Source organism: Thalassospira lucentensis (assembly GCF_001613805.1).
Classification (GTDB): Bacteria; Pseudomonadota; Alphaproteobacteria; order Rhodospirillales; family Thalassospiraceae; genus Thalassospira; species Thalassospira lucentensis_A.
Map to the genome: position 1 here is coordinate 62,093 of NZ_LPVY01000002.1, position 18,709 is coordinate 80,801.

The following is an 18,709-nucleotide window of genomic DNA, read 5'->3' on the forward strand; positions in this document are numbered from 1 at the left end:
GTCAGTTTCCTTCCGCACTGCCATCCTGCAAATCCTCGTCATCTTCTGCAACCGTCGGCATCGCGGTCATCGGCAGCGTTATGGCAATGGTTGTGCCCACACCCTGCGGCCCGTCAAGTGCAACGATACGTCCGCCGTGCGCCTCGATAAAACCGCGGCAGATCGACAATCCAAGCCCCGTACCCGCCACCTGGCTATCGCCTGCGCGAACACGATAGAAAACATCAAAAACAGCCTGCCGGGCTTCGGCCGGAATACCGCGACCATTATCCGATATCTCGATCACCATCCGCGTTTTATCTGCCTTGGCACTTACTGTAATCCGACCATCATCAGCGGTATGCTTTACAGCATTATCAAGAATATTGAACAGAACCTGTTCGATCAGAACCGGATCAAGCTGGATCGGTGACAGATCGGGCGACACCTGCACATCAAAGGATCGCAAACCGGCATATTTACGGACATGCTTGACCGCACGACCGATGATCTCGGCCAGATCGGACCATTCCTTTTTCGGCTGCAAGGCACCATAGCCAAGCCGCGTCATATCCAGAAGGTTCTGAACAAACCGGTTCAGACGTTCGCTTTCCTCAAGGATGGTCTGGGTAAGCTGCCCGCGATCTTCCTCTCCCATGCTGTCGCCATAGCTTGATAATGTCGTCGCCGACCCGATGATCGATACCAGTGGGGTGCGCAAATCATGCGATACCGAAGACAAAAGTGCCGCGCGGAGCTGCTCGGTCTCGCTCAGCAATCGCGCTTCTTCGATATCGGTCGCAAGACGGGTACGCTCAACAGCAACCGCAACCTGATCGACAAGCGCCTCAAGCAGGCGACGCTGGGAAGGCCCCAATGTGCGTGCATCTTCCCTGAAACGGACACCAAGAACACCAAGCGGTCCCTGCGGGGTATTCACCGGCATGAATAGCCATTCTGCTGTCGGCAGGGTTTCCGATCGCCATCCGGCCGGTTTGGAATGCTCCCACGCCCATTCGGCCGCCCCCCAATCCTTTAGCCCCAACTGGTCTTCTGGCGGGTAGGCTGCGGTAATTTCCAACGATCCGTCCGTACCCGGCTGCAGGACCATCGACTGACAATCAAGTGTCGCTGCCACATGATGCACCGCCGCCCACAAAACATCGTCAAGCGAGGCCGCCGCCGCAATCTTGCGACTGAAATCATAAAGATTGGCGGTGCGCTTGCCACTGGTTTTCATGGCATCGACCTGAAGGCGCAGACGTCCTGCCAGATTGCCAACAATGACCGAAACAATCAGGAAAAATACGATGGTAATCAGCTGTTCATGATGGAACACCGACAGGGTGTAATAGGGAACAGTGAAGAAGAAATTGTAGGAAATGAAAGACAGTAGACTGACGGCAATCGACGGCCACATGCCGCAACGGATTGCAGTTAACAGTACCGCCAGAAGATAAATCAGGGACAGATTGCCAAGCGGCACATAGCGGTCGGCAAAAAGTGCGGCAACGGTTGCCACAGTAACACTGCCAAAGACCCATGAAAGGCTGCGTGATCGCCAGCTTCCTGGCTCGAACGGATTGTCCGAGATCAGCGAACGTTTTTTCTCATCCGCGTCCGCGGCAATGACCGTAACATCAAAACCCTCGGCATTCTCAAGCAGCTTGCGCGCCACATTTTCGCGCAACAATCCGGTCCAGCGTCTTCGCCTTGGCCGCCCGATCAGAAGACGCGTGACATTGCGTTTGGACGCCAATGCGGAAATCTCGCGTGCCAAATGGGATTCCGCCTGAAGCGTGACAATTTCCGCCCCCAACTGTTCCGCCAGACGCAATGCTTCGGCAATGTCATCTTTTTCGGCATTCGCCATCCGGTCGTCGCGTGGTGTTTCGACATGCAAGGCGATCCACGGAACACGCTGGCGTTCTGCCATCCGCTTGGCCGTGCGCACCAGCTTTTTGGCCACCGGACTTTCATTCAGGCACACCATCAGGCGGTCCTGCGTCGGCCATGGGCCGCTGACCGCATGGGTACGCATATATTCCAGCATCTGCGCATCAATGCGTTCGGCGGCAATACGCATCGCCAGTTCACGAAGTGCGGTCAGATTTCCCTTGCTGAAGAAATGCCGGAGCGCGCGCCCCACCTGATCGATGACATAAACCTTGCCATCGCGCAGTCTTTGCAAAAGATCATCAGGCGGCAGATCAATCAGTTCAATTTCATTGGCTTTTTCAAGGAAACTGTCGGGCAGGGTTTCGCGTACGCGAACACGTGAAATCCGGGCGACAATATCGTTCAGGCTTTCAAGATGCTGGATGTTCAGCGTCGTATAGACATCAATCCCGGCATCAAGCAGTTCATCGATATCCTGATAGCGCTTTTCGTGGCGGCTGCCCGGCACATTGGTGTGTGCCAGTTCATCAACAAGGGCGATTTCCGGTTTGCGCCAGATGATCGCGTCAATGTCCATTTCCCCAAAGACACGGCCCCGATGCAAAAGCCTCTTGCGCGGCAATGCTTCAAGACCGCGCAAGAGATTTTCGGTTTCCACGCGCCCGTGGGTTTCGACAATGCCGACAATAACGTCCCGCCCCTCCTTTCGCCGTTCCTGCGCGGCCTGAAGCATGGCATAGGTCTTTCCGACGCCCGGATAGGCACCCAGAAAGATCTTGAGCTTGCCCCGATCATCCTTGCGGGTCTGTTCCAGCAGGGCTTCGGGGGATGGACGGTCCTCTTCGTCGGTCATCTTGCGTCGATCAAAGCCTTTCGTATTTATCCTGTCATATCAGAACCATCGGCGGATCACCCGGATAAATCGCCGATAGACTGACAGCACCTTGTTCCGGAGCCAGACAGCGCGCATTTCCTCTGCCTCGCGCTGAACCTGTCTTTGCCGTGCACCGGACTGCCGAAAGACAGCCCGATACCCTGTATTTTTGGAATAATCCATCGGATCAGGACGACATTTCGTCCAAAGCCAGATTCAACATCAGAACATTGACCCGCGGCTCTCCGATCAACCCAAAGGTTCTATCTTCAATATGGGCTGCAACCAGTTCCTCCAGGTCATTGAGCGGGATGTTTCTGGCTTTAGCCACCCTTTCCATCTGGAAGCGGGCACTTTCGGGCGAGATATCGGGGTCAAGTCCGCTGCCCGATGCCGTCAGCAAATCTATTGGCACCGGGCGATTGCCGTTTTCCGCCGAAAGGTCAAGGGCACGGGCCTTGATCCCGTTGACCAGTTCCCGGTTCGTCGCCCCAAGGTTGGAACCTCCGGAATTATCGCCCTCATAGCCATCGCCGGCATAGGAAGGGCGCGGATGGAAATAGCGATCGCTTTCAAACTTCTGGCCGATCAGACGCGAACCAACCACGACACCGTTCTTTTCAATCAGGCTGCCATTGGCTTCTTCCGCGAACAGTCCCTGCCCGATCCCGGTCATTGCCAGCGGATAGGCAACACCGGTTATCACCGTCATCACAGCAGCCATGCCAATGGCCGGACGTAACAAGTTCAACATGACAAATTCTCCGTTAAACCAGACCAACGGCATTGATCAGAAGGTCAATGACCTTGATGCCGACAAAGGGAACGATCAGACCACCAAGGCCATAGATCAGAAGATTTCGACGCAGCAGCGCCGCCGCACTGCCCGGCGTAAACCGTACCCCGCGCAGAGCCAGCGGGATCAGGGCGATAATGATCAGGGCATTAAAGATCACCGCCGAAAGGATCGCGCTTTGCGGGCTGGCAAGCCCCATGATGTTCAGCGCACCAAGCTGCGGATAGGCCGCAATGAAAAGCGCGGGCAGGATCGCGAAATACTTGGCAACATCGTTGGCAATCGAAAATGTTGTCAACGCGCCCCTGCTGATCAGCAACTGTTTGCCGACCTGGACGATCTCGATCAGCTTGGTCGGATCACTATCAAGGTCGACAAGGTTGCCCGCCTCGCGTGCGGCCTGGGTGCCATCATTCATCGCAACCCCGACATCTGCCTGTGCTAAGGCCGGCGCATCGTTCGATCCGTCACCGCACATCGCCACCAGACGCCCGCCTTCCTGTTCCTGACGGATCAGTTCCAGTTTCTTCTCCGGCGTTGCCTCGGCCAGAAAATCATCCACCCCAGCCTCGGCAGCGATTGCGGCCGCCGTTAACGGGTTGTCCCCCGTAATCATGACGGTCCGGATGCCCATGGCACGCAGTTCAGCAAACCGTTCACGAATGCCCGGCTTGATGATGTCTTTCAGATGAATGACACCCATGATCTTGTGGTTTTTCGCGACCACAAGCGGCGTGCCACCTGATTTGGCGATGCCATCAACGATCCGGCCAAGTTCGGCAACCTGCGGGCCCGCTTCGGTATATGCCCGCATCGCATCCCCGGCACCTTTACGATATTCATCCGCACCGATATCCGCACCGGACATACGGGTTTCGGCACTAAAGGCAATCGCCTTGGACAGTTTCGATTTGTCGCCCCGGAAGTCAAACAGCTTGCCCGCCAGTTCGACAATCGATTTGCCCTCTGGCGTGTCATCGGCAAGCGATGCGATTGCCGCGGCTTCCGCCACTTCCCGGTCCGTGATGCCTTTGAGTGGCACAAATTCGTCGGCCATACGGTTGCCAAAAGTAATGGTTCCGGTTTTATCAAGCAGCAGCGTATCGACATCGCCCGATGCCTCAACCGCACGCCCGGACTTGGCGATGACATTGGCCTTGACCAAACGGTCCATACCGGCAATCCCGATGGCAGACAGCAACCCGCCAATTGTCGTCGGGATCAAGGTCACCAGCAACGCAATCAGAAACGCCATCGGGATCGACGTCCCCGAGAACAGCGCGAACGGCTCAAGCGTGACAACGACGATCAGGAAGATGATCGACATGCCGACCAGCAGGATATTAAGCGCGATCTCGTTTGGTGTTTTCTGACGCTGCGCGCCCTCAACCATGGCGATCATGCGATCAAGGAAGCTTTCGCCCGGTTTGGCGGTAACACGGACTTTAAGCCAGTCCGACACAATCCGCGTTCCGCCGGTTACCGCGGACCGGTCCCCGCCACTTTCGCGGATGACCGGGGCAGATTCACCGGTAATCGCAGATTCATCGACCGAAGCAATCCCTTCGACGATCTCGCCATCGACCGGGATGACATCGCCCGCCTCGACCAGTACAAAGTCACCGGGCGAAAGACGGCTGCTTGCGACCATTTCAACGGCGGTCTTTTCCCCGTTGCGGAGCTTTTTTGCCTGGGTTTCCTTATTGGTTGACCGCAGGCTATCGGCACGTGCCTTGCCACGACCTTCGGCGACCGCCTCGGCAAAATTGGCAAACAGGACGGTAAACCAAAGCCAGACGGTAATCTGGATCAGGGCCGACAGGTCCGGACCGCCCGTCATGCCTGTATGAATGCTGATGACAGTTGCCATCACTGCACCGGCTTCGACCATGAACATCACCGGATTGCGGATCATGATCCGCGGATCAAGCTTGCGAAACGCCTCAATACTGGCAGCCCGGACAAGCGCCCCGTCCAGAAGACGGGAATTTTCTGTTTTCTTCATTTTCTGTACTCCTCCGGTCAGTAGGCAATTCCGGCCAACATTGCGAAATGCTCCGCAATCGGGCCGAGTGCCAGTGCCGGGAAGAAAGTGAGGCCGCCGACAATCAGAATGACGGCAATCAGAAGGGTAACGAAAAGCGGACCATGGGTCGGGAATGTGCCGCCCGAAACCGGAACGACATTCTTCGTCCCGAGCGACCCGGCAATCGCCAGGATCGGAATGATGAAGCCATAACGCCCCAGCAGCATCGCAATGCCCTGCAAGGTAGTATGGAACGGCATTCCGGCCCCGAACCCGGCAAAGGCCGAGCCGTTATTGCCCGTCGCCGAGCTATAGGCATAAAGGATTTCCGAAAGCCCGTGCGGACCGGCATCCTGTACTGCCGTCATAGCGACCGGAACGGTGGCAGACAAAGCCCCGAATACCAGAATGCCGATCGGCATGGTCAGGATGGCCAGAACAGCCAGCTTGATCTCGCGGGCTTCGATCTTCTTGCCCAGATATTCCGGCGTCCGCCCTACCATAAGTCCGGCAATGAAGACCGTCAGAACAACAAACAGCAGCATGCCGTAGAAACCGGCGCCAACACCGCCATAGACGATTTCACCAAGCTGCATGTTCAGCATCGTGACCATGCCGCCAAGCGGTGTCAGACTGTCATGCATGGCATTGACCGATCCGTTCGACGCAGCAGTTGTCGCTGTCGCCCACAGGGTGGAATTCAGGATACCGAAACGGGTTTCCTTGCCTTCCATATTGCCCGGATCGGCAATAATCGTGCTGGAATTTGTCAGCAACGCATTGCCTGCCTTTTCCGCACTATAGGTTGCGGCAAATCCACCGACAAACAGCACGGCCATCACCGCGAAAATCGCAATGCCCTGGCGCTTGTCATTAACCATCTTGCCAAACAGGAAGCAGAATGCCGCCGGGATCAGCAGGATATAAACCATCTGAAGCAGATTGCTCAGCGCTGTGGGGTTTTCGTATGGATGCGATGAATTGACGTTAAAGAAGCCGCCACCATTGGTGCCAAGCTGTTTGATCGCGATCTGCGATGCGGCCGGCCCCTGCGCCAGAACCTGCTTTGTGCCCTCAAGCGTGGTTGCATCGACATAGGAATTCAGGTTCTGCGGAATACCCTGCGACATCAGGAAAATTGCTGCGATAATCGAAAGCGGCAGCAGAATGTAAAGAACCCCGCGCGTCATATCGACATGGAAGTTGCCAAGATCACGAACCTTGCGTCCCGCAAACCCGCGGATCACCGCAACGGCAACCGCCATGCCCGTTGATGCACTGACAAAGTTCTGCATGGTCAGTCCGACCATCTGACTGAAATAGGACAGTGAGGTTTCGCCGCCATAGGCCTGCCAGTTGGTATTGGTGACAAAACTGACCGCCGTGTTGAACGCCAGATCGGACGACATCGGCGCCAGCCCGGCCGGATTCCACGGCAAAAGATGCTGCAAACGCAGAATGGCAAACAGCAAAACCCATCCGGCAGCATTAAAGGCCAGAAGGGTCACGGCATATCGCGACCAATGTTGCGATGCCTGCGCATCGATACCGCAAATGCGATAAATGACTTTCTCAACCGGCTTGAAAACGGGGGACAGCAAAACCCGCTGCCCGCTGTAAACCCGGTACATATACCCGCCCAGCAACGGGGCGCACGCCAGCAGGATCGCGCAATAAAGCGCGAACTGGCCGAGATCGGTTGTCATCGGGAACTCCGTCCTAGAATTTTTCGGCCCGGATCAGGGCGTAAAACAGGTAGATAACAAGCGCGGCCGATACCGCGCCGCCAAGAATGTAACTGATCATGGAACCTCCTAGATCCGTGCGCAGCCGCGAACCGCAAGCCCGCACATGGCAAAGGCACCCAATGCCAGAACGGCATAGATCAGATCGAACATGGGATACTCCTGTTGTGTTCGGATCAACTGCTACAGGCTAGGAGGGAGAGCCGTAAAAATGCGATGGCAGAAATATGTTCTGGCCGGTGTTTGGCATAAAAAATGCGTAAAATCCCGATGACAGCGCACGGTAATGCTTTCTAAACGGCTCTGATTTGCGTTCACACCAGCGGGTATAACCCCGAATTATGATAACTCTGCGCTAAATGCGTTGAGCTCATTGTCCGCGGGGAGAAGAGGAGCGATCGAGGATCTTATATCTGCGACTTACCCGGATCGATGAACAGTGTTTCAATTCAGCCCGCAACTACCCTTCAAAGAAAGAGGCCGACGATGTCCGGGAAAGCTGAAGCGCGCATCAGCGGTGCGCTCAAATCAGAATCAGCAGACCGCGCTCGTCTGAGTACATCAGCCAAAACCGGATTTCCCGCAATCCGGGAAGTCCCGACGCCCCCGGGGCTTCGGCATCCTCGCCAACGGAGCGCAGATCGACTGCCTTCCGTCTCATGACCTGCTCCGGCCACTTCCGTCCATGGCGGCATTTCCTGCAACCAACGAAGCCCGGATAAACCTCGGGCATTAGCAGCCATCCTCGCAACAGACAGCCTTCGGCCCCACTCCGGTCACGTTTGGCAATGGCGGCCTTCCCGCAACCAGCGGAATCCCAGACAAACTCCGGGCGCACGGGCCCCACCTTTCGACCGTTGACGGGCCATAGCTTAATGCTGCCCCCTCCTGCCATTCCTGCCGCTCCCGGCAAATTTAATGCTCCCTCTCCAACAAGACGCACCTCTCCCGTCATGGCAAATGATCGGGTTAGTTCCCAGTCCTAATCCTCGGGCAGAATGCCGCCATAATGGCTCCGCCATCCGCCGACCCGTATCCTGCGGAGCACCCCGCCGCCCTGCCCGTGTCGATATCCGCGTCTTTGCCGCTGCATCCTGATTACCTCCTTGATCCGACCCAAAACGCAAAAACCCGCGAGGCACAAGGCCTCGCGGGTTTCGGTCCGGGTGCATTTCTCCCGTTGACTTTTCTCTTATGCCACAAACAAAAGAACAAATCAAGAACTTTTACGAAAATTTGGTAGGCATTTTAGGGAAATGTGCCCCACGACGTTAAAATCGTGGGACACAATCACCAATTAACCGTTTAATACCAACAAGTTAATCATATGTATTGTCAGGTGCCACAAAAGGTGACATTCGACTTCTTAAAAAATCAATTGGTTAGCATTTTCGATTGCCAGATAAGTTGGCACGGATTGACACATAAGCTGACAAAAAGCTGCAGAATTGACAGAAAAGATGACATTTCTCTCGCAGTCACTTTTAGGGGCTCAAAAAATGAAAGTCGGTGCATTCGGGAATCCTGCCAGCGAGGTCTAGTAGCATTTTCGTGCCATTAAGAACAAACACCCCGACAAACGATCCATGCAAGCAGGGCCGGAATGTTCAACTTGATACGGGCAGCTCGCCCCTCCTTGCCACTTTCCGACGAAAGCGTCAGAAACCCGTCGATGTCGAGCCAGACATCGGCCATGCCTTAGTCAACATTTCTGATCCGTGAGACAAAACGTTACGTTGTCGATCATCAACATCCTCAAAATCGAAAGCGCGCAGTCAGTTCGAGAAAATCGACAGCCTTGCTTTCACCGGTCTGACGGATGAAGGCCCCGGGTTCAAGGCGTGTGTAGATGGCCGTGAAGTCGACATTATTCATGAGCGCCCAGACAGCTTCGACCGAAATGCCTGTGGCAACATATCGGGCGTCGCTACCGCCTGGCTCTCGTATGACCTGCCCCGACGGACTGTAGACGCCGTCGTTTTTCTCAAGACGCCAGTAAAAGTTGACATCCGAATTGAGAGAAAAACTGTCGGTTACCTGAAGATTCAAATGGGGGTTTACATTAAAGAAGTTTCGCGGCCCCAAAACTGCGGCCTGGCTGAAATAATTTCCGCGAGGAAACAGCGGATTGAAGGTTTGAAGATCGGAATCGTTCGGGTCATCGTCACCACTTGCTATATTCGCCCGAAGTCCAAAGCGCGGCAGAAGCGGCGCCTCTTCGAAGGTGAAACCGGTATCGCCGGCTAGCGTCCAGGCAGCAATGTCGCCATCACCGAATGAGCCAAACTGGTAGGCAGCTTCCCAGTTCCAATCCCACCCCCTAGTGTTGCCCGAAATCCGCGCACCGACTGTGTGCCGCTTTTCGTTTTCGACAGCCTGGACAAAATTGCCGAAGTCATCGTGAAATCCCAAATAATAGAGATCAAGTGTGCCCACGAGCAGCAGGTCTGGCTGACCGACGGCATAAACACCCCAGAGAGCCTCGTCGTCGTTGGTCTCGTCATCGAACACACCGTCATGATCGCGGCGTGGTCGAACTGCCACCGTATCAACTTTCCAACCCGGAAGGTCAACTCCCCCGCGAAAACCGTCAAACGTTCGCCGCACATTGGTGCCTTCACGCGTGTCGACCAAACGACCAGATCCGAACTCTAGTTCCTGACGGCCGGCACGAATTGTCATATCGCCATTTCCGCCAAGACCAAAGGAAAGATCGGCAAAGGCGTTCTGTAAGTCGAGTTTGTTTTCATCAACGGGGCTCGGTCCGCCAGCCCGACCTTCCTCTATCGCGCTCGATAGTTCACTGAACACACGCAGATAAGGTCCGAGATGCATATCGGCATGCAGATTGGCGCGCTGAAGCCAAACACCGTTCTCGTCCTGAGAATCATCACCAAATACAGGGTTATTTGTATATTCGTAGCGCTCACGAATGGAGCCACCGAGACTGAGATATTTATCCGGATCTCCGCCCAATTTGATGTATTTGAACGGATCGAACGGATCAGGTGGCATATCAGAAGAGTTCAGAAACCCATAATTCTCCTCGAAACGGAATTTCTCGAACCCTGGCCGCGCGTGCTCCTCGGCCGAAACATCCCAAGAGACCGACAGAATGGCCGTGGCTGCGACGATTACTCCCGATTTCATAGGCCACCTAAATCGAAGACCAACACTTCAGTGATGTGAAGGTTTGTGATGATAATCATCCGACCTATTCCCCACGCCCTGCAGACAGATGGCCAGGACCATTGGCCGCAAGTAAAAGGAAGCCTCCGACAATGGCCAGGTGTTCTAACATCGTGGTCAATTGGTGTTGCAGTTCTGGACCTTCGAAGTTCCAGAAAGGATGACCGATCAGCGTTGCGATCACCGTGAAGATCGCAAGAGCCAGAGCCGCCAGACGAACTCTCCATCCGAGCGCTACGGCGAGGCCGCCGAGGAGTTGCACGGCCACCGTCAACGCAACCGCCACAGCGGGTAGCGGGAGGCTAAGGCCTTCGAACTCCGAAATCGCAGCCTGCCAATGGATCAGTTTGGTCGAGCCGCTATAGAGGAAGACAGCGGCGAGACACAGTCTTGCCATCAGGCATACCCAACTATATGCGCTTGAGTCAGGGGTCTGCGAATGACCTTTGAATGTAACAGACATCATGACGCCATCCCAAATTCAGCAAGGGCGATATCTGCGCCGAGGAAGCCAAGAGTCATCGCAACAACCAGAAGTGCGCCGACCATTTTGGGCGGTGCTGGCAAGGGAACATCAAACCATCGGCACCCGGCTCCGATGAAAAGCCCCATGCCCAGACCAAGAAGGATATCGGAAATCATTGTTTTTCTCCTGCGCCAGAGGCATGGCCCGTCGGGCCACCGCACATTGCGCGCGTTTTGCATTCACGGTGTTCAAATAGGCGATCAATCAGGATGTATCCTGTCGTCATCGCGACCACCAATAGGGCGCCAACAATCACCGGCGGCGCCGGAAGCGGCAATGCCGCCAGGCGACACACAACACCAATGGATAAAGCGACCAGTATTCCAAGAAGCGCTTTCATTTCTTTGATCCTTTCGATTTCCCCGATTTCGGTTTCACCGGTGCCGTGGCTCCCAACAAATGGGAAACGGCTGGTTTAGTATTAGGGATCAGCAATGTGCGGATTTCGTCCTGGATAACGCGGTCCGAGCCCGAGACACGTTCATGATGGCGCAGATGGTTCAGCCACGATGTTTCAAGGAAATACTCCGTGAACTGATCCGGATGTTCAGCGTTCTGCATGATGCCCCAGCTATATGCGCCTGAACGTTTCCGTGCATGGGACAGGTTCTTTGCCAATTCCAGAAACCGCTGGTGGTTCTCTGCCGGTACCTGATAGGCGATCATGGTCATTACCGGGCTGCGTTCACCGGCATTCTCATGCACCACGACCGGTGATGGCCAATGTGCCGAAGGCGCAAGATCAAGCTTTTCACCCTGCCCCAGCTTCATAGACCATGTGATCGGGATCAGGATCACGGCCCCAGCGGCTGCAATCATCAACGCACTTGGTATTCCAAGTACTTCGGCAATCTGTCCCCAAACGATACTGCCCAGTGACATCGCCCCGAAGAACACCGTGATGAAAACGGATAAACCGCGCGCCCGCACCCAGGATGGCAATGCAGTCTGAGCCGACGAATTCAATGTCGACAGAACCGCAATCCATGACGCACCTGCGAGCAAAGATCCCGCCGCTGCTGCGACCAGATTGGGTACCACAGCAAAGACGACAAGCACACACGCCGTCCCAATGGTTCCGGCCATCGCAACAACATCAGGTCCGAAACGACGGCGCATTTTTGGAAGCAGCAACGCCCCTAAAACAGCACCGACGCCCACGGCACCGACCAGCGTGCCATAACTGCTGGCGTCCCCGCCAAGTGATGTTTTGGCAATCAGTGGCAGCAAGGCCCAATAAGCAGACGCAAACAGGAAGAATACCACAGCCCGGATAAGGGTCGCTTTTAAGGGCGCGCTGTGCAGCGCATAGCGCACACCGGCGACGATTGCCGGAAGAACATGTTCACGCGGCAGCGTCGAACTGTTTTCCTGTGTTGCCTTCCAGGTAAACAGGGCAAGGATAATACCGATAAAACTGATGGCATTAAGTGCAAAGGGCGCATAAATCCCGACCGAAACGATAAGTACTCCGGCCAAGGCCGGACCAATCGCACGGCTGACATTGATACCGGTGGAATTCAGGGCAATGGCTGCCTGCAATGCATGTTTGGGCACAAGCGACGGTACGATTGCCTGCCATGCAGGGGCAACGAACGCCGCACAAGTTCCCAAAATGAAAGTCACACCAATAAGAACGCTTGGCGTCGCTGCTTCAAGATAAACCAGCAGGGCAAAAGCCGTCGCCGTTCCCGCCATAACCAGATTTACAAGAACCAGTAGTTTCCGCCGGTCAAACATGTCGGCCAGCGCCCCCGCTAGGAGGGCGAACAGGAAAACCGGAAGGGTCGTTGCCGCCTGAACAAGCGATACTGCGGCAGGTGATGGATCAAGCGATGCCATCAACCAACCGGCACCGACATCATTCATCCATGTGCCGATATTTGAAACCACCGTCGCGACCCACAAAACAGTGAAGGCGCGAAACCGGAACGGCTCCCAAGGGGAGGAAGGTATGCCGGGCATACCTTCAGTCTGTTTTGGGTTTGCGTTATTTTCCATGATTTTACACCGCAAAGCAGGAGCAGCCAAGCGCACCCCAGAAGGCTTTCTTGTCCGCAGCTGGAATCGGACGCGCCCATGCGATTTGATGATCATGACCATGCATGCCGCAATGGTTGCCACATGCGTCGTGGCATGCACGTTCATGAGAATGGATCGGTGCGTTCTGACGCATGGCCGGGCTGGCCTCAAAGTTTACCGGGCTCCAGGAAGGACTTGCAGGTGGCAGAGCCGGCGACAGGTCCTGGAACTTGTCCTGAGCAAAGACGATCTTGCCGCCGACAACCGTCAGGAGCGAATGAATTTGACGGATTTCCTCGGCCGGTACGGTCATGTAATCTGCGGAGAGAACGGCCATATCGGCATAGCTGCCAACAGCAAGTGTGCCCTTCTTTTCCTGCTCGCCCGAGAACCATGCAGATCCTTCAGTCCAAAGACGCAAGGCCTGTTCGCGACTGACGAGTTTGTCTTCGTCATATAGCGCCAAACCGCCAGTGGTCTTCCCGGTGGTCAGCCAATAAAGTGCAACCCACGGATCATAGGACGCAACGCGTGTTGCGTCAGTCCCCGCGCCGACCGGCACACCTGCTTCGAGCATTTTTTTGATCGGCGGAGTATCCTTTGCCGCCTCACTACCATATCGGTCGACGAAGTATTCGCCCTGATAGGCCATGCGGTGCTGGATCGCGATACCACCGCCCAGCGCCTTGATACGATCAATATTGCGCTCACTGATGGTTTCGGCATGATCAATGATGAAACGGGTTTCAAATGGCTGGCGTCCATTGACGCGCTCGAAGACACCCAGGAACCGATCGATCGTTTCATCGTAGGTCGCGTGAATACGGAAGGGCCAGCGATTGGTTGCCAGAAGCTCGACAACTGGCTCCAGTTCCTTTTCCATCACAGGCGCAAGATCCGGCCGCGGCTCAAGGAAATTCTCAAAGTCAGCGGCCGACCAGGCAAGGTTTTCACCCGCCCCGTTCATTTTAAGCCAACTATCACCGGCATCGGGTTTGGTGATGGTCATCCAGTGTTCGTAATCGGTCAATTCCTGCCCTGCCTTCTGGGCAAACAGGTTATAGGCAATACGAACGGTCAATTGGTCTTCGTCATGCAACTTGCGAATAACATCGTAATCTTCGGGATAATTTTGCCCACCGCCACCGGCGTCAATTACGCTGGTAATGCCCAGTCGGTTCATTTCACGCATGAAATGACGGGTCGAGTTGATCTGGTCTTCAAGCGGTAATTTCGGCCCCTGTGCCAGAGTGGAATAAAGGATCAGCGCCGACGGTTTTGCAATCAGCAAACCGGTTGGATCACCATTGCCGTCATGTTCAATTTCGCCGCCAGGCGGGTTTGGTGTGTCACGATTGATGCCCAGCACGTTGATCGCTGCCCGGTTAAGAAGCGCATGTCCATAAAGATGCAAAATGAAAACCGGGGTATTCGGGGCGGCTTTATTGATTTCATCAAGGGTCGGCATACGACGCTCGGCGAACTGGAATTCTGACCAACCACCAACAACGCGCACCCATTGCGGTGCCGGGGTGCGATCCGCCTGATCCTTGAGCATCGTCAGCGCGTCAGCAACAGACGGCACATTTTCCCAACGCAGTTCCATGTTGTAATTCAGGCCGCCACGGATCAGGTGGGTATGGCTGTCATTTAACCCCGGAATAACCCGCTTGCCACCAAGGTCTATGACCTTTGTCTTGCCGTCAGCCAAACGCATGATGTCTTCATTGCGACCAACCGCCGAGACGACACCATCGGTAATCGCAATCGCTTCAACATCACCTACCTTTCGATCCAGGGTCGAGATTTTGGCGTTATGGAAAATAATGTCAGGAGATGAAGTGTTTGTCATTACCAGGCTCCGGTCAAATCCGCGGGAGACAAGGATGGCGGGGAACCATCCTTGTCTGCAGGAACGGGGGGGGAGGAAGAAGTTATGTATCGGGATGTTAAAATGAATGAGGAGGCAGATAGCCGGGGTGCTGGCTTCAATGCCCAGCCCCCGGCTGTGAGCAATCAGATTGCGGGCTTCGGAGCGAGTGTTTCGCCATGTTCGACACGCTCTGGCGCATTGTGAACCATGGTGTAGGCGTAATCGATGCCGATGCCGTAAGCGCCAGAATGTTCTTTTGCGACATCCATAACCGCGTCATAGGTGCCACGACGCGCCCAGTCGCGCTGCCATTCAAGCATCACCTGCTGCCAGGTCATCGGGATCACACCAACCTGGACCATACGGTCCATTGCGCGTTCATGAGCTTCCGTCGACGTACCGCCCGAAGCATCAGAAACCATGTAAATTTCATAGTCGGTATCGTTCAGGCAGCTCAAAGCAAACGTGGTGTTGCAAACTTCAGTCCAAAGACCTGAAACAACAATTTTCTTGCGCCCTTGGGCTGCATTGGCCGCTAATGCATCACGTACTTTCTGGTCGTCCCAAGAGTTCATCGAAGTCCGTTCCAGAAGCGGAGCTTCCGGGAAAACTGCAAGCAACTCGGCAAAGGTGTGACCGGAAAAGCTTTCGGTTTCGACAGTGGTAATGGTCGTCGGGATGTCAAAAATCTTTGCAGATTTGGCAAGAGCAACAACGTTGTTCTTCAGAACCTGACGATCAATTGACTGCACACCGAAAGCCATCTGCGGCTGCTGGTCGATGAAGATCATCTGGCTGTTTTCAGGGGTAAGAACCTGCGTTTTAGACATTTCTGAATTTCCTTGTGTGAAGTGTTTCTATTCGAAAGTTTGTTAACGACATGACCTTCGGTCATAGCGAAGAGTGACAGTTCTTGCGCCTCGCACGATGATCGACACGACCACGCCGAGATTGATTTGGCGGAAAATCAAGAGCTTGCTAACGCATCTCACCGGGCATTTTTCATGCAGTAGCTTTTGATAGGGCACCTTGGTTCGGTTCAATTTCGGTTCCCTGTCAAATCGCCTGGTGAGAAGCTCCTTGCTCTCTGTTTTCCTGACAAAATGACAATGCCCTGAATCTCTGTCCTGGTATTGTATGAGTCTCGGGTCAGCGGTTGTATGAAAGTCAGCTCTGCGGAACCACAAACTCATACAAAAAAAATTCAGATTAACCATTTGATATAAAAAAGAAAATTCCACCATAGACAGAAATACAAAAAGGCCAGCGCATATGCGCTGGCCTTTCCGTTCAGGCATCGAAAATGCTGCAATCAGGAAATGATAAACCCAAGAAGCAACTCGTTGATTTCATCCTTGTGCGTTGCGCACAGTCCGTGAGGCGCACCCGCAATAATGACCAGTTCACCCTTTGGCAATAATCCGGCCGCAACTTTGCCGGTTGTATCAAGCGGGACAATCTGATCATCATCCCCATGAATGACCAAAGTGGGGATTGTCATTTTTTTCAGATCTTCGCGAAGGTCGGTTTCAGAGAAAGCCTTGATACATTCATACTGTGCCAGAATGCTGCCCTGCATGCCCTGCAACCAGAAGGTATCGGCCAATCCTTCGGAATCTTCGATCTCCGGACGGTTGAACCCATAAAATGCCGCCGGGAAATCCTTGAAAAGCTGTGCGCGGTTTTTTTGAACACCTGCCCGAATGCCATCAAAGACTTCCATCGGAACGCCATTCGGGTTCCACTCGGTTTTGACCATAATCGGTGTAACAGCGCCAATAAGCACAGCCTTTGCAACACGTTCGGTTCCATGACGCCCAATGTAGCGGGCAACTTCACCACCCCCTGTTGAGTGCCCAACATGAATGGCATTTTTCAGGTCGAGCTCTTTGACCACTGCGGCAAGGTCATCCGCGTAATGGTCCATATCATTACCAAAACCTGGTTGGGATGAACGGCCATGACCACGGCGGTCATGCGCAATAACACGATAGCCTTTTTGTGCCAGGAACAGCATCTGATCTTCAAAGGCATCGCCATTCAGCGGCCAACCGTGACTGAACACAATCGGCTGGGCATCCTTGGGGCCCCAATCCTTGAAATAAATTTGGGTACCGTCGGTGGTTTCAACATAGCTGGAACGGCTCATAGCTCTTCTCCTGATTGAAAAATATCTGATTGGGCGAACACAGTTGGCTGGATGGCACGCGCGCCCACACACGTGATCCGAAGGCATTCAAAATCTGAAAGGCATAGCGGATGATTTCGCGCAGAAATCTGGGCCTCAGGTCGTTGCAAAACTTGTGGTAACCATGTTGGTTACCAACCCGTGCGCTGTTGCTGTCACAGCAAGGTCCAGCAACGGCGCCAGCCAGCAAAAATCGTGGATGGCACCAAAAACACAAACAGCAACTGTTTCCACATCCGCCAACACCAAACGCTGTGCAAAGGCCTCGGCCGTGGACCGGAAGGGGTCAACACCTGCAAGAACGATCAGTGTGGGGGGCAACAGTCTTAACTGTTCGAGTGTTGGATTGAATTCACTGTTAAACGAGCCCGATGCCAGGCACGTCAAACAATAAGACATTTCATCATCTGCCTTTGTCCCAAGAACAGGGGTCAACAAGGACAAGCCAGCCGGTTGTGAAAGCGCGTTCCGGGTCACCCCGACAAGGCTCTCAATAGCGACCAGGCTGCTGTCACCATCAGCGACCATTACCCAGCTTTCGGGGTCAAGACCAAAGCTGTCGGCTTTGAATTCCAGAATTTCGAGAATTTTGCGGACGTCTGCGACAGCTCTTGCAGAGGTCGAACCACGGTCGATTTCAGCAAAAACCAGTCCGGAATGGCTTGCCTGGGCAATCTGCAGGGCAGACTGACCGTGACTTTCCCAAGCGTCGAGACCATCCTGCTGAACACGGCAGAGATAGAGAATGAAAGGATTACTTTTACCAGCCTGTCCAACCGGATGAACAACCCGCCAGTTCACAGAACCGGTTTTGCACGCTTCAAGCTGCCGATAGCGATCCATTTCCGGAACAAAAGATACAAATTTTGCAAGATCTGGCGCATAGAGATCGACACCCGCTTCCTCTATTCGGTCCAGAAAAGATCGGATCGTCGGATCTATCTGACGATACTGGCTGGCTGACATCATTTGTGTTGGTTTAGTGCAACCCTGATTGCCTGGGGTCATGACGCCCGCCTTGCGCTGCTGGCGGAGACCACATGGCCCGCCGGTTGGGAAAATGCCTTGCGCCAGGTTCCCGGGGAAGCGCCATAAGCTGCTTTGAACCGGTTATTCAGGTGGGCCTGATCAGTGAAACCGCAAGCAAATGCAATCTCATTCAGCGCAAGGTCCGTCGCGGAAGCCAGCAAATGCTGCGCGCGTTTTAAACGCTGCTGCATGACATATGCCTGTGGTGTAATACCCATGGCGTTCTTGAAAGCAGGGCAGAAGTACCCTGTACTCAGGCCGACCAGATCAGCCAGAAATTGCGTTGATATACGCTCTTCCAGATGTTCTTCGACGTAAGCCTTTATCTTTCGCAGTCGCCACGCTGGTAAGTCCGGGCCCGATTTGCTCCGGTCTTCGGGGACCGGCATCCGTGTGACAAAGTTCTGCCAGTCGGTATCAAAGTAACGTGCAACATCTTCATCTGCCTTATGAAAGGCACTCACGGGAAAGGGAACAAACTGAGTAAAGTTAAAAGCTCCAGCCTCTGCCGAAAGCTGCTCGTGTCGCGCCATTTCTATCTCCATTGTCCGCCGTTTGCGTTT

16 protein-coding genes are annotated in these 18,709 nt (G+C 54.4%); all 16 read right to left on the bottom strand.

Features of this window, described 5'->3' with window-relative positions:
• Position 1: 1 nt before the first annotated feature.
• The gene (locus tag AUP42_RS00690; RefSeq protein WP_062947931.1) at positions 2-2,731 is read right to left on the bottom strand and encodes a sensor histidine kinase; all 2,730 of its coding nucleotides are present in this window, start codon (positions 2,729-2,731) and stop codon (positions 2-4) included.
• Between the two features lie 208 nt (positions 2,732-2,939).
• Complete coding sequence (gene kdpC, locus AUP42_RS00695; RefSeq protein WP_007089842.1) at positions 2,940-3,506, bottom strand: potassium-transporting ATPase subunit KdpC; 567 nt, start codon at positions 3,504-3,506, stop codon at positions 2,940-2,942.
• 13 nt (positions 3,507-3,519) lie between these two features.
• On the bottom strand, positions 3,520-5,553 hold the full coding sequence (gene kdpB / locus AUP42_RS00700; protein WP_062947933.1) for a potassium-transporting ATPase subunit KdpB: 2,034 nt from the start codon (positions 5,551-5,553) through the stop codon (positions 3,520-3,522).
• A gap of 17 nt (positions 5,554-5,570) precedes the next feature.
• Positions 5,571-7,280: a potassium-transporting ATPase subunit KdpA gene (gene kdpA, locus AUP42_RS00705; protein WP_062947935.1), complete on the bottom strand. Its 1,710-nt coding sequence runs from the start codon at positions 7,278-7,280 to the stop codon at positions 5,571-5,573.
• 13 nt (positions 7,281-7,293) lie between these two features.
• A complete protein-coding gene (gene kdpF / locus AUP42_RS22030; RefSeq protein ID WP_082824628.1) occupies positions 7,294-7,380 on the bottom strand; it encodes a K(+)-transporting ATPase subunit F in 87 nt (28 codons plus the stop codon).
• Positions 7,381-7,842: 462 nt separating this feature from the next.
• On the bottom strand, positions 7,843-7,980 hold the full coding sequence (locus AUP42_RS21320) for a hypothetical protein (RefSeq protein ID WP_156484546.1): 138 nt from the start codon (positions 7,978-7,980) through the stop codon (positions 7,843-7,845).
• 1,094 nt (positions 7,981-9,074) lie between these two features.
• Complete coding sequence (locus AUP42_RS00715) at positions 9,075-10,469, bottom strand: alginate export family protein (RefSeq protein WP_082824629.1); 1,395 nt, start codon at positions 10,467-10,469, stop codon at positions 9,075-9,077.
• A gap of 64 nt (positions 10,470-10,533) precedes the next feature.
• The gene (locus AUP42_RS00720; protein ID WP_062947941.1) at positions 10,534-10,974 is read right to left on the bottom strand and encodes a DoxX family protein; all 441 of its coding nucleotides are present in this window, start codon (positions 10,972-10,974) and stop codon (positions 10,534-10,536) included.
• On the bottom strand, positions 10,971-11,150 hold the full coding sequence (locus tag AUP42_RS00725) for a DUF1427 family protein (protein WP_082824630.1): 180 nt from the start codon (positions 11,148-11,150) through the stop codon (positions 10,971-10,973). Before AUP42_RS00725 ends, AUP42_RS00720 begins: the two co-directional genes overlap by 4 nt.
• The gene (locus AUP42_RS00730; RefSeq protein WP_062947943.1) at positions 11,147-11,374 is read right to left on the bottom strand and encodes a XapX domain-containing protein; all 228 of its coding nucleotides are present in this window, start codon (positions 11,372-11,374) and stop codon (positions 11,147-11,149) included. Before AUP42_RS00730 ends, AUP42_RS00725 begins: the two co-directional genes overlap by 4 nt.
• A complete protein-coding gene (locus tag AUP42_RS00735; RefSeq protein ID WP_062947944.1) occupies positions 11,371-13,035 on the bottom strand; it encodes an MFS transporter in 1,665 nt (554 codons plus the stop codon). Before AUP42_RS00735 ends, AUP42_RS00730 begins: the two co-directional genes overlap by 4 nt.
• A gap of 4 nt (positions 13,036-13,039) precedes the next feature.
• The gene (locus tag AUP42_RS00740) at positions 13,040-14,908 is read right to left on the bottom strand and encodes an amidohydrolase (protein WP_062947946.1); all 1,869 of its coding nucleotides are present in this window, start codon (positions 14,906-14,908) and stop codon (positions 13,040-13,042) included.
• Between the two features lie 164 nt (positions 14,909-15,072).
• On the bottom strand, positions 15,073-15,759 hold the full coding sequence (locus tag AUP42_RS00745; protein ID WP_062947950.1) for a hydrolase: 687 nt from the start codon (positions 15,757-15,759) through the stop codon (positions 15,073-15,075).
• 482 nt (positions 15,760-16,241) lie between these two features.
• On the bottom strand, positions 16,242-17,078 hold the full coding sequence (locus AUP42_RS00755; protein ID WP_062947954.1) for an alpha/beta fold hydrolase: 837 nt from the start codon (positions 17,076-17,078) through the stop codon (positions 16,242-16,244).
• 135 nt (positions 17,079-17,213) lie between these two features.
• Entirely contained in the window at positions 17,214-18,125 is a 912-nt protein-coding gene (locus AUP42_RS00760; protein WP_082824631.1) for an alpha/beta hydrolase, read from the bottom strand.
• On the bottom strand, positions 18,122-18,679 hold the full coding sequence (locus AUP42_RS00765) for a helix-turn-helix domain-containing protein (RefSeq protein WP_197468229.1): 558 nt from the start codon (positions 18,677-18,679) through the stop codon (positions 18,122-18,124). The genes AUP42_RS00760 and AUP42_RS00765 overlap by 4 nt, the downstream gene beginning before the upstream one ends.
• Positions 18,680-18,709: the final 30 nt, after the last annotated feature.

What these genes read in the sequence shown, in the direction of transcription:
- AUP42_RS00690 (WP_062947931.1), bottom strand. Translation starts at nt 2,731, where the DNA reads ATGACCGACGAAGAGGACCGTCCATCCCCCGAAGCCCTGCTGGAACAG.
- kdpC (WP_007089842.1), bottom strand. Translation starts at nt 3,506, where the DNA reads ATGTTGAACTTGTTACGTCCGGCCATTGGCATGGCTGCTGTGATGACG.
- kdpB (WP_062947933.1), bottom strand. Translation starts at nt 5,553, where the DNA reads ATGAAGAAAACAGAAAATTCCCGTCTTCTGGACGGGGCGCTTGTCCGG.
- kdpA (WP_062947935.1), bottom strand. Translation starts at nt 7,280, where the DNA reads ATGACAACCGATCTCGGCCAGTTCGCGCTTTATTGCGCGATCCTGCTG.
- kdpF (WP_082824628.1), bottom strand. Translation starts at nt 7,380, where the DNA reads ATGATCAGTTACATTCTTGGCGGCGCGGTATCGGCCGCGCTTGTTATC.
- AUP42_RS21320 (WP_156484546.1), bottom strand. Translation starts at nt 7,980, where the DNA reads ATGAGACGGAAGGCAGTCGATCTGCGCTCCGTTGGCGAGGATGCCGAA.
- AUP42_RS00715 (WP_082824629.1), bottom strand. Translation starts at nt 10,469, where the DNA reads ATGAAATCGGGAGTAATCGTCGCAGCCACGGCCATTCTGTCGGTCTCT.
- AUP42_RS00720 (WP_062947941.1), bottom strand. Translation starts at nt 10,974, where the DNA reads ATGATGTCTGTTACATTCAAAGGTCATTCGCAGACCCCTGACTCAAGC.
- AUP42_RS00725 (WP_082824630.1), bottom strand. Translation starts at nt 11,150, where the DNA reads ATGATTTCCGATATCCTTCTTGGTCTGGGCATGGGGCTTTTCATCGGA.
- AUP42_RS00730 (WP_062947943.1), bottom strand. Translation starts at nt 11,374, where the DNA reads ATGAAAGCGCTTCTTGGAATACTGGTCGCTTTATCCATTGGTGTTGTG.
- AUP42_RS00735 (WP_062947944.1), bottom strand. Translation starts at nt 13,035, where the DNA reads ATGGAAAATAACGCAAACCCAAAACAGACTGAAGGTATGCCCGGCATA.
- AUP42_RS00740 (WP_062947946.1), bottom strand. Translation starts at nt 14,908, where the DNA reads ATGACAAACACTTCATCTCCTGACATTATTTTCCATAACGCCAAAATC.
- AUP42_RS00745 (WP_062947950.1), bottom strand. Translation starts at nt 15,759, where the DNA reads ATGTCTAAAACGCAGGTTCTTACCCCTGAAAACAGCCAGATGATCTTC.
- AUP42_RS00755 (WP_062947954.1), bottom strand. Translation starts at nt 17,078, where the DNA reads ATGAGCCGTTCCAGCTATGTTGAAACCACCGACGGTACCCAAATTTAT.
- AUP42_RS00760 (WP_082824631.1), bottom strand. Translation starts at nt 18,125, where the DNA reads ATGACCCCAGGCAATCAGGGTTGCACTAAACCAACACAAATGATGTCA.
- AUP42_RS00765 (WP_197468229.1), bottom strand. Translation starts at nt 18,679, where the DNA reads ATGGCGCGACACGAGCAGCTTTCGGCAGAGGCTGGAGCTTTTAACTTT.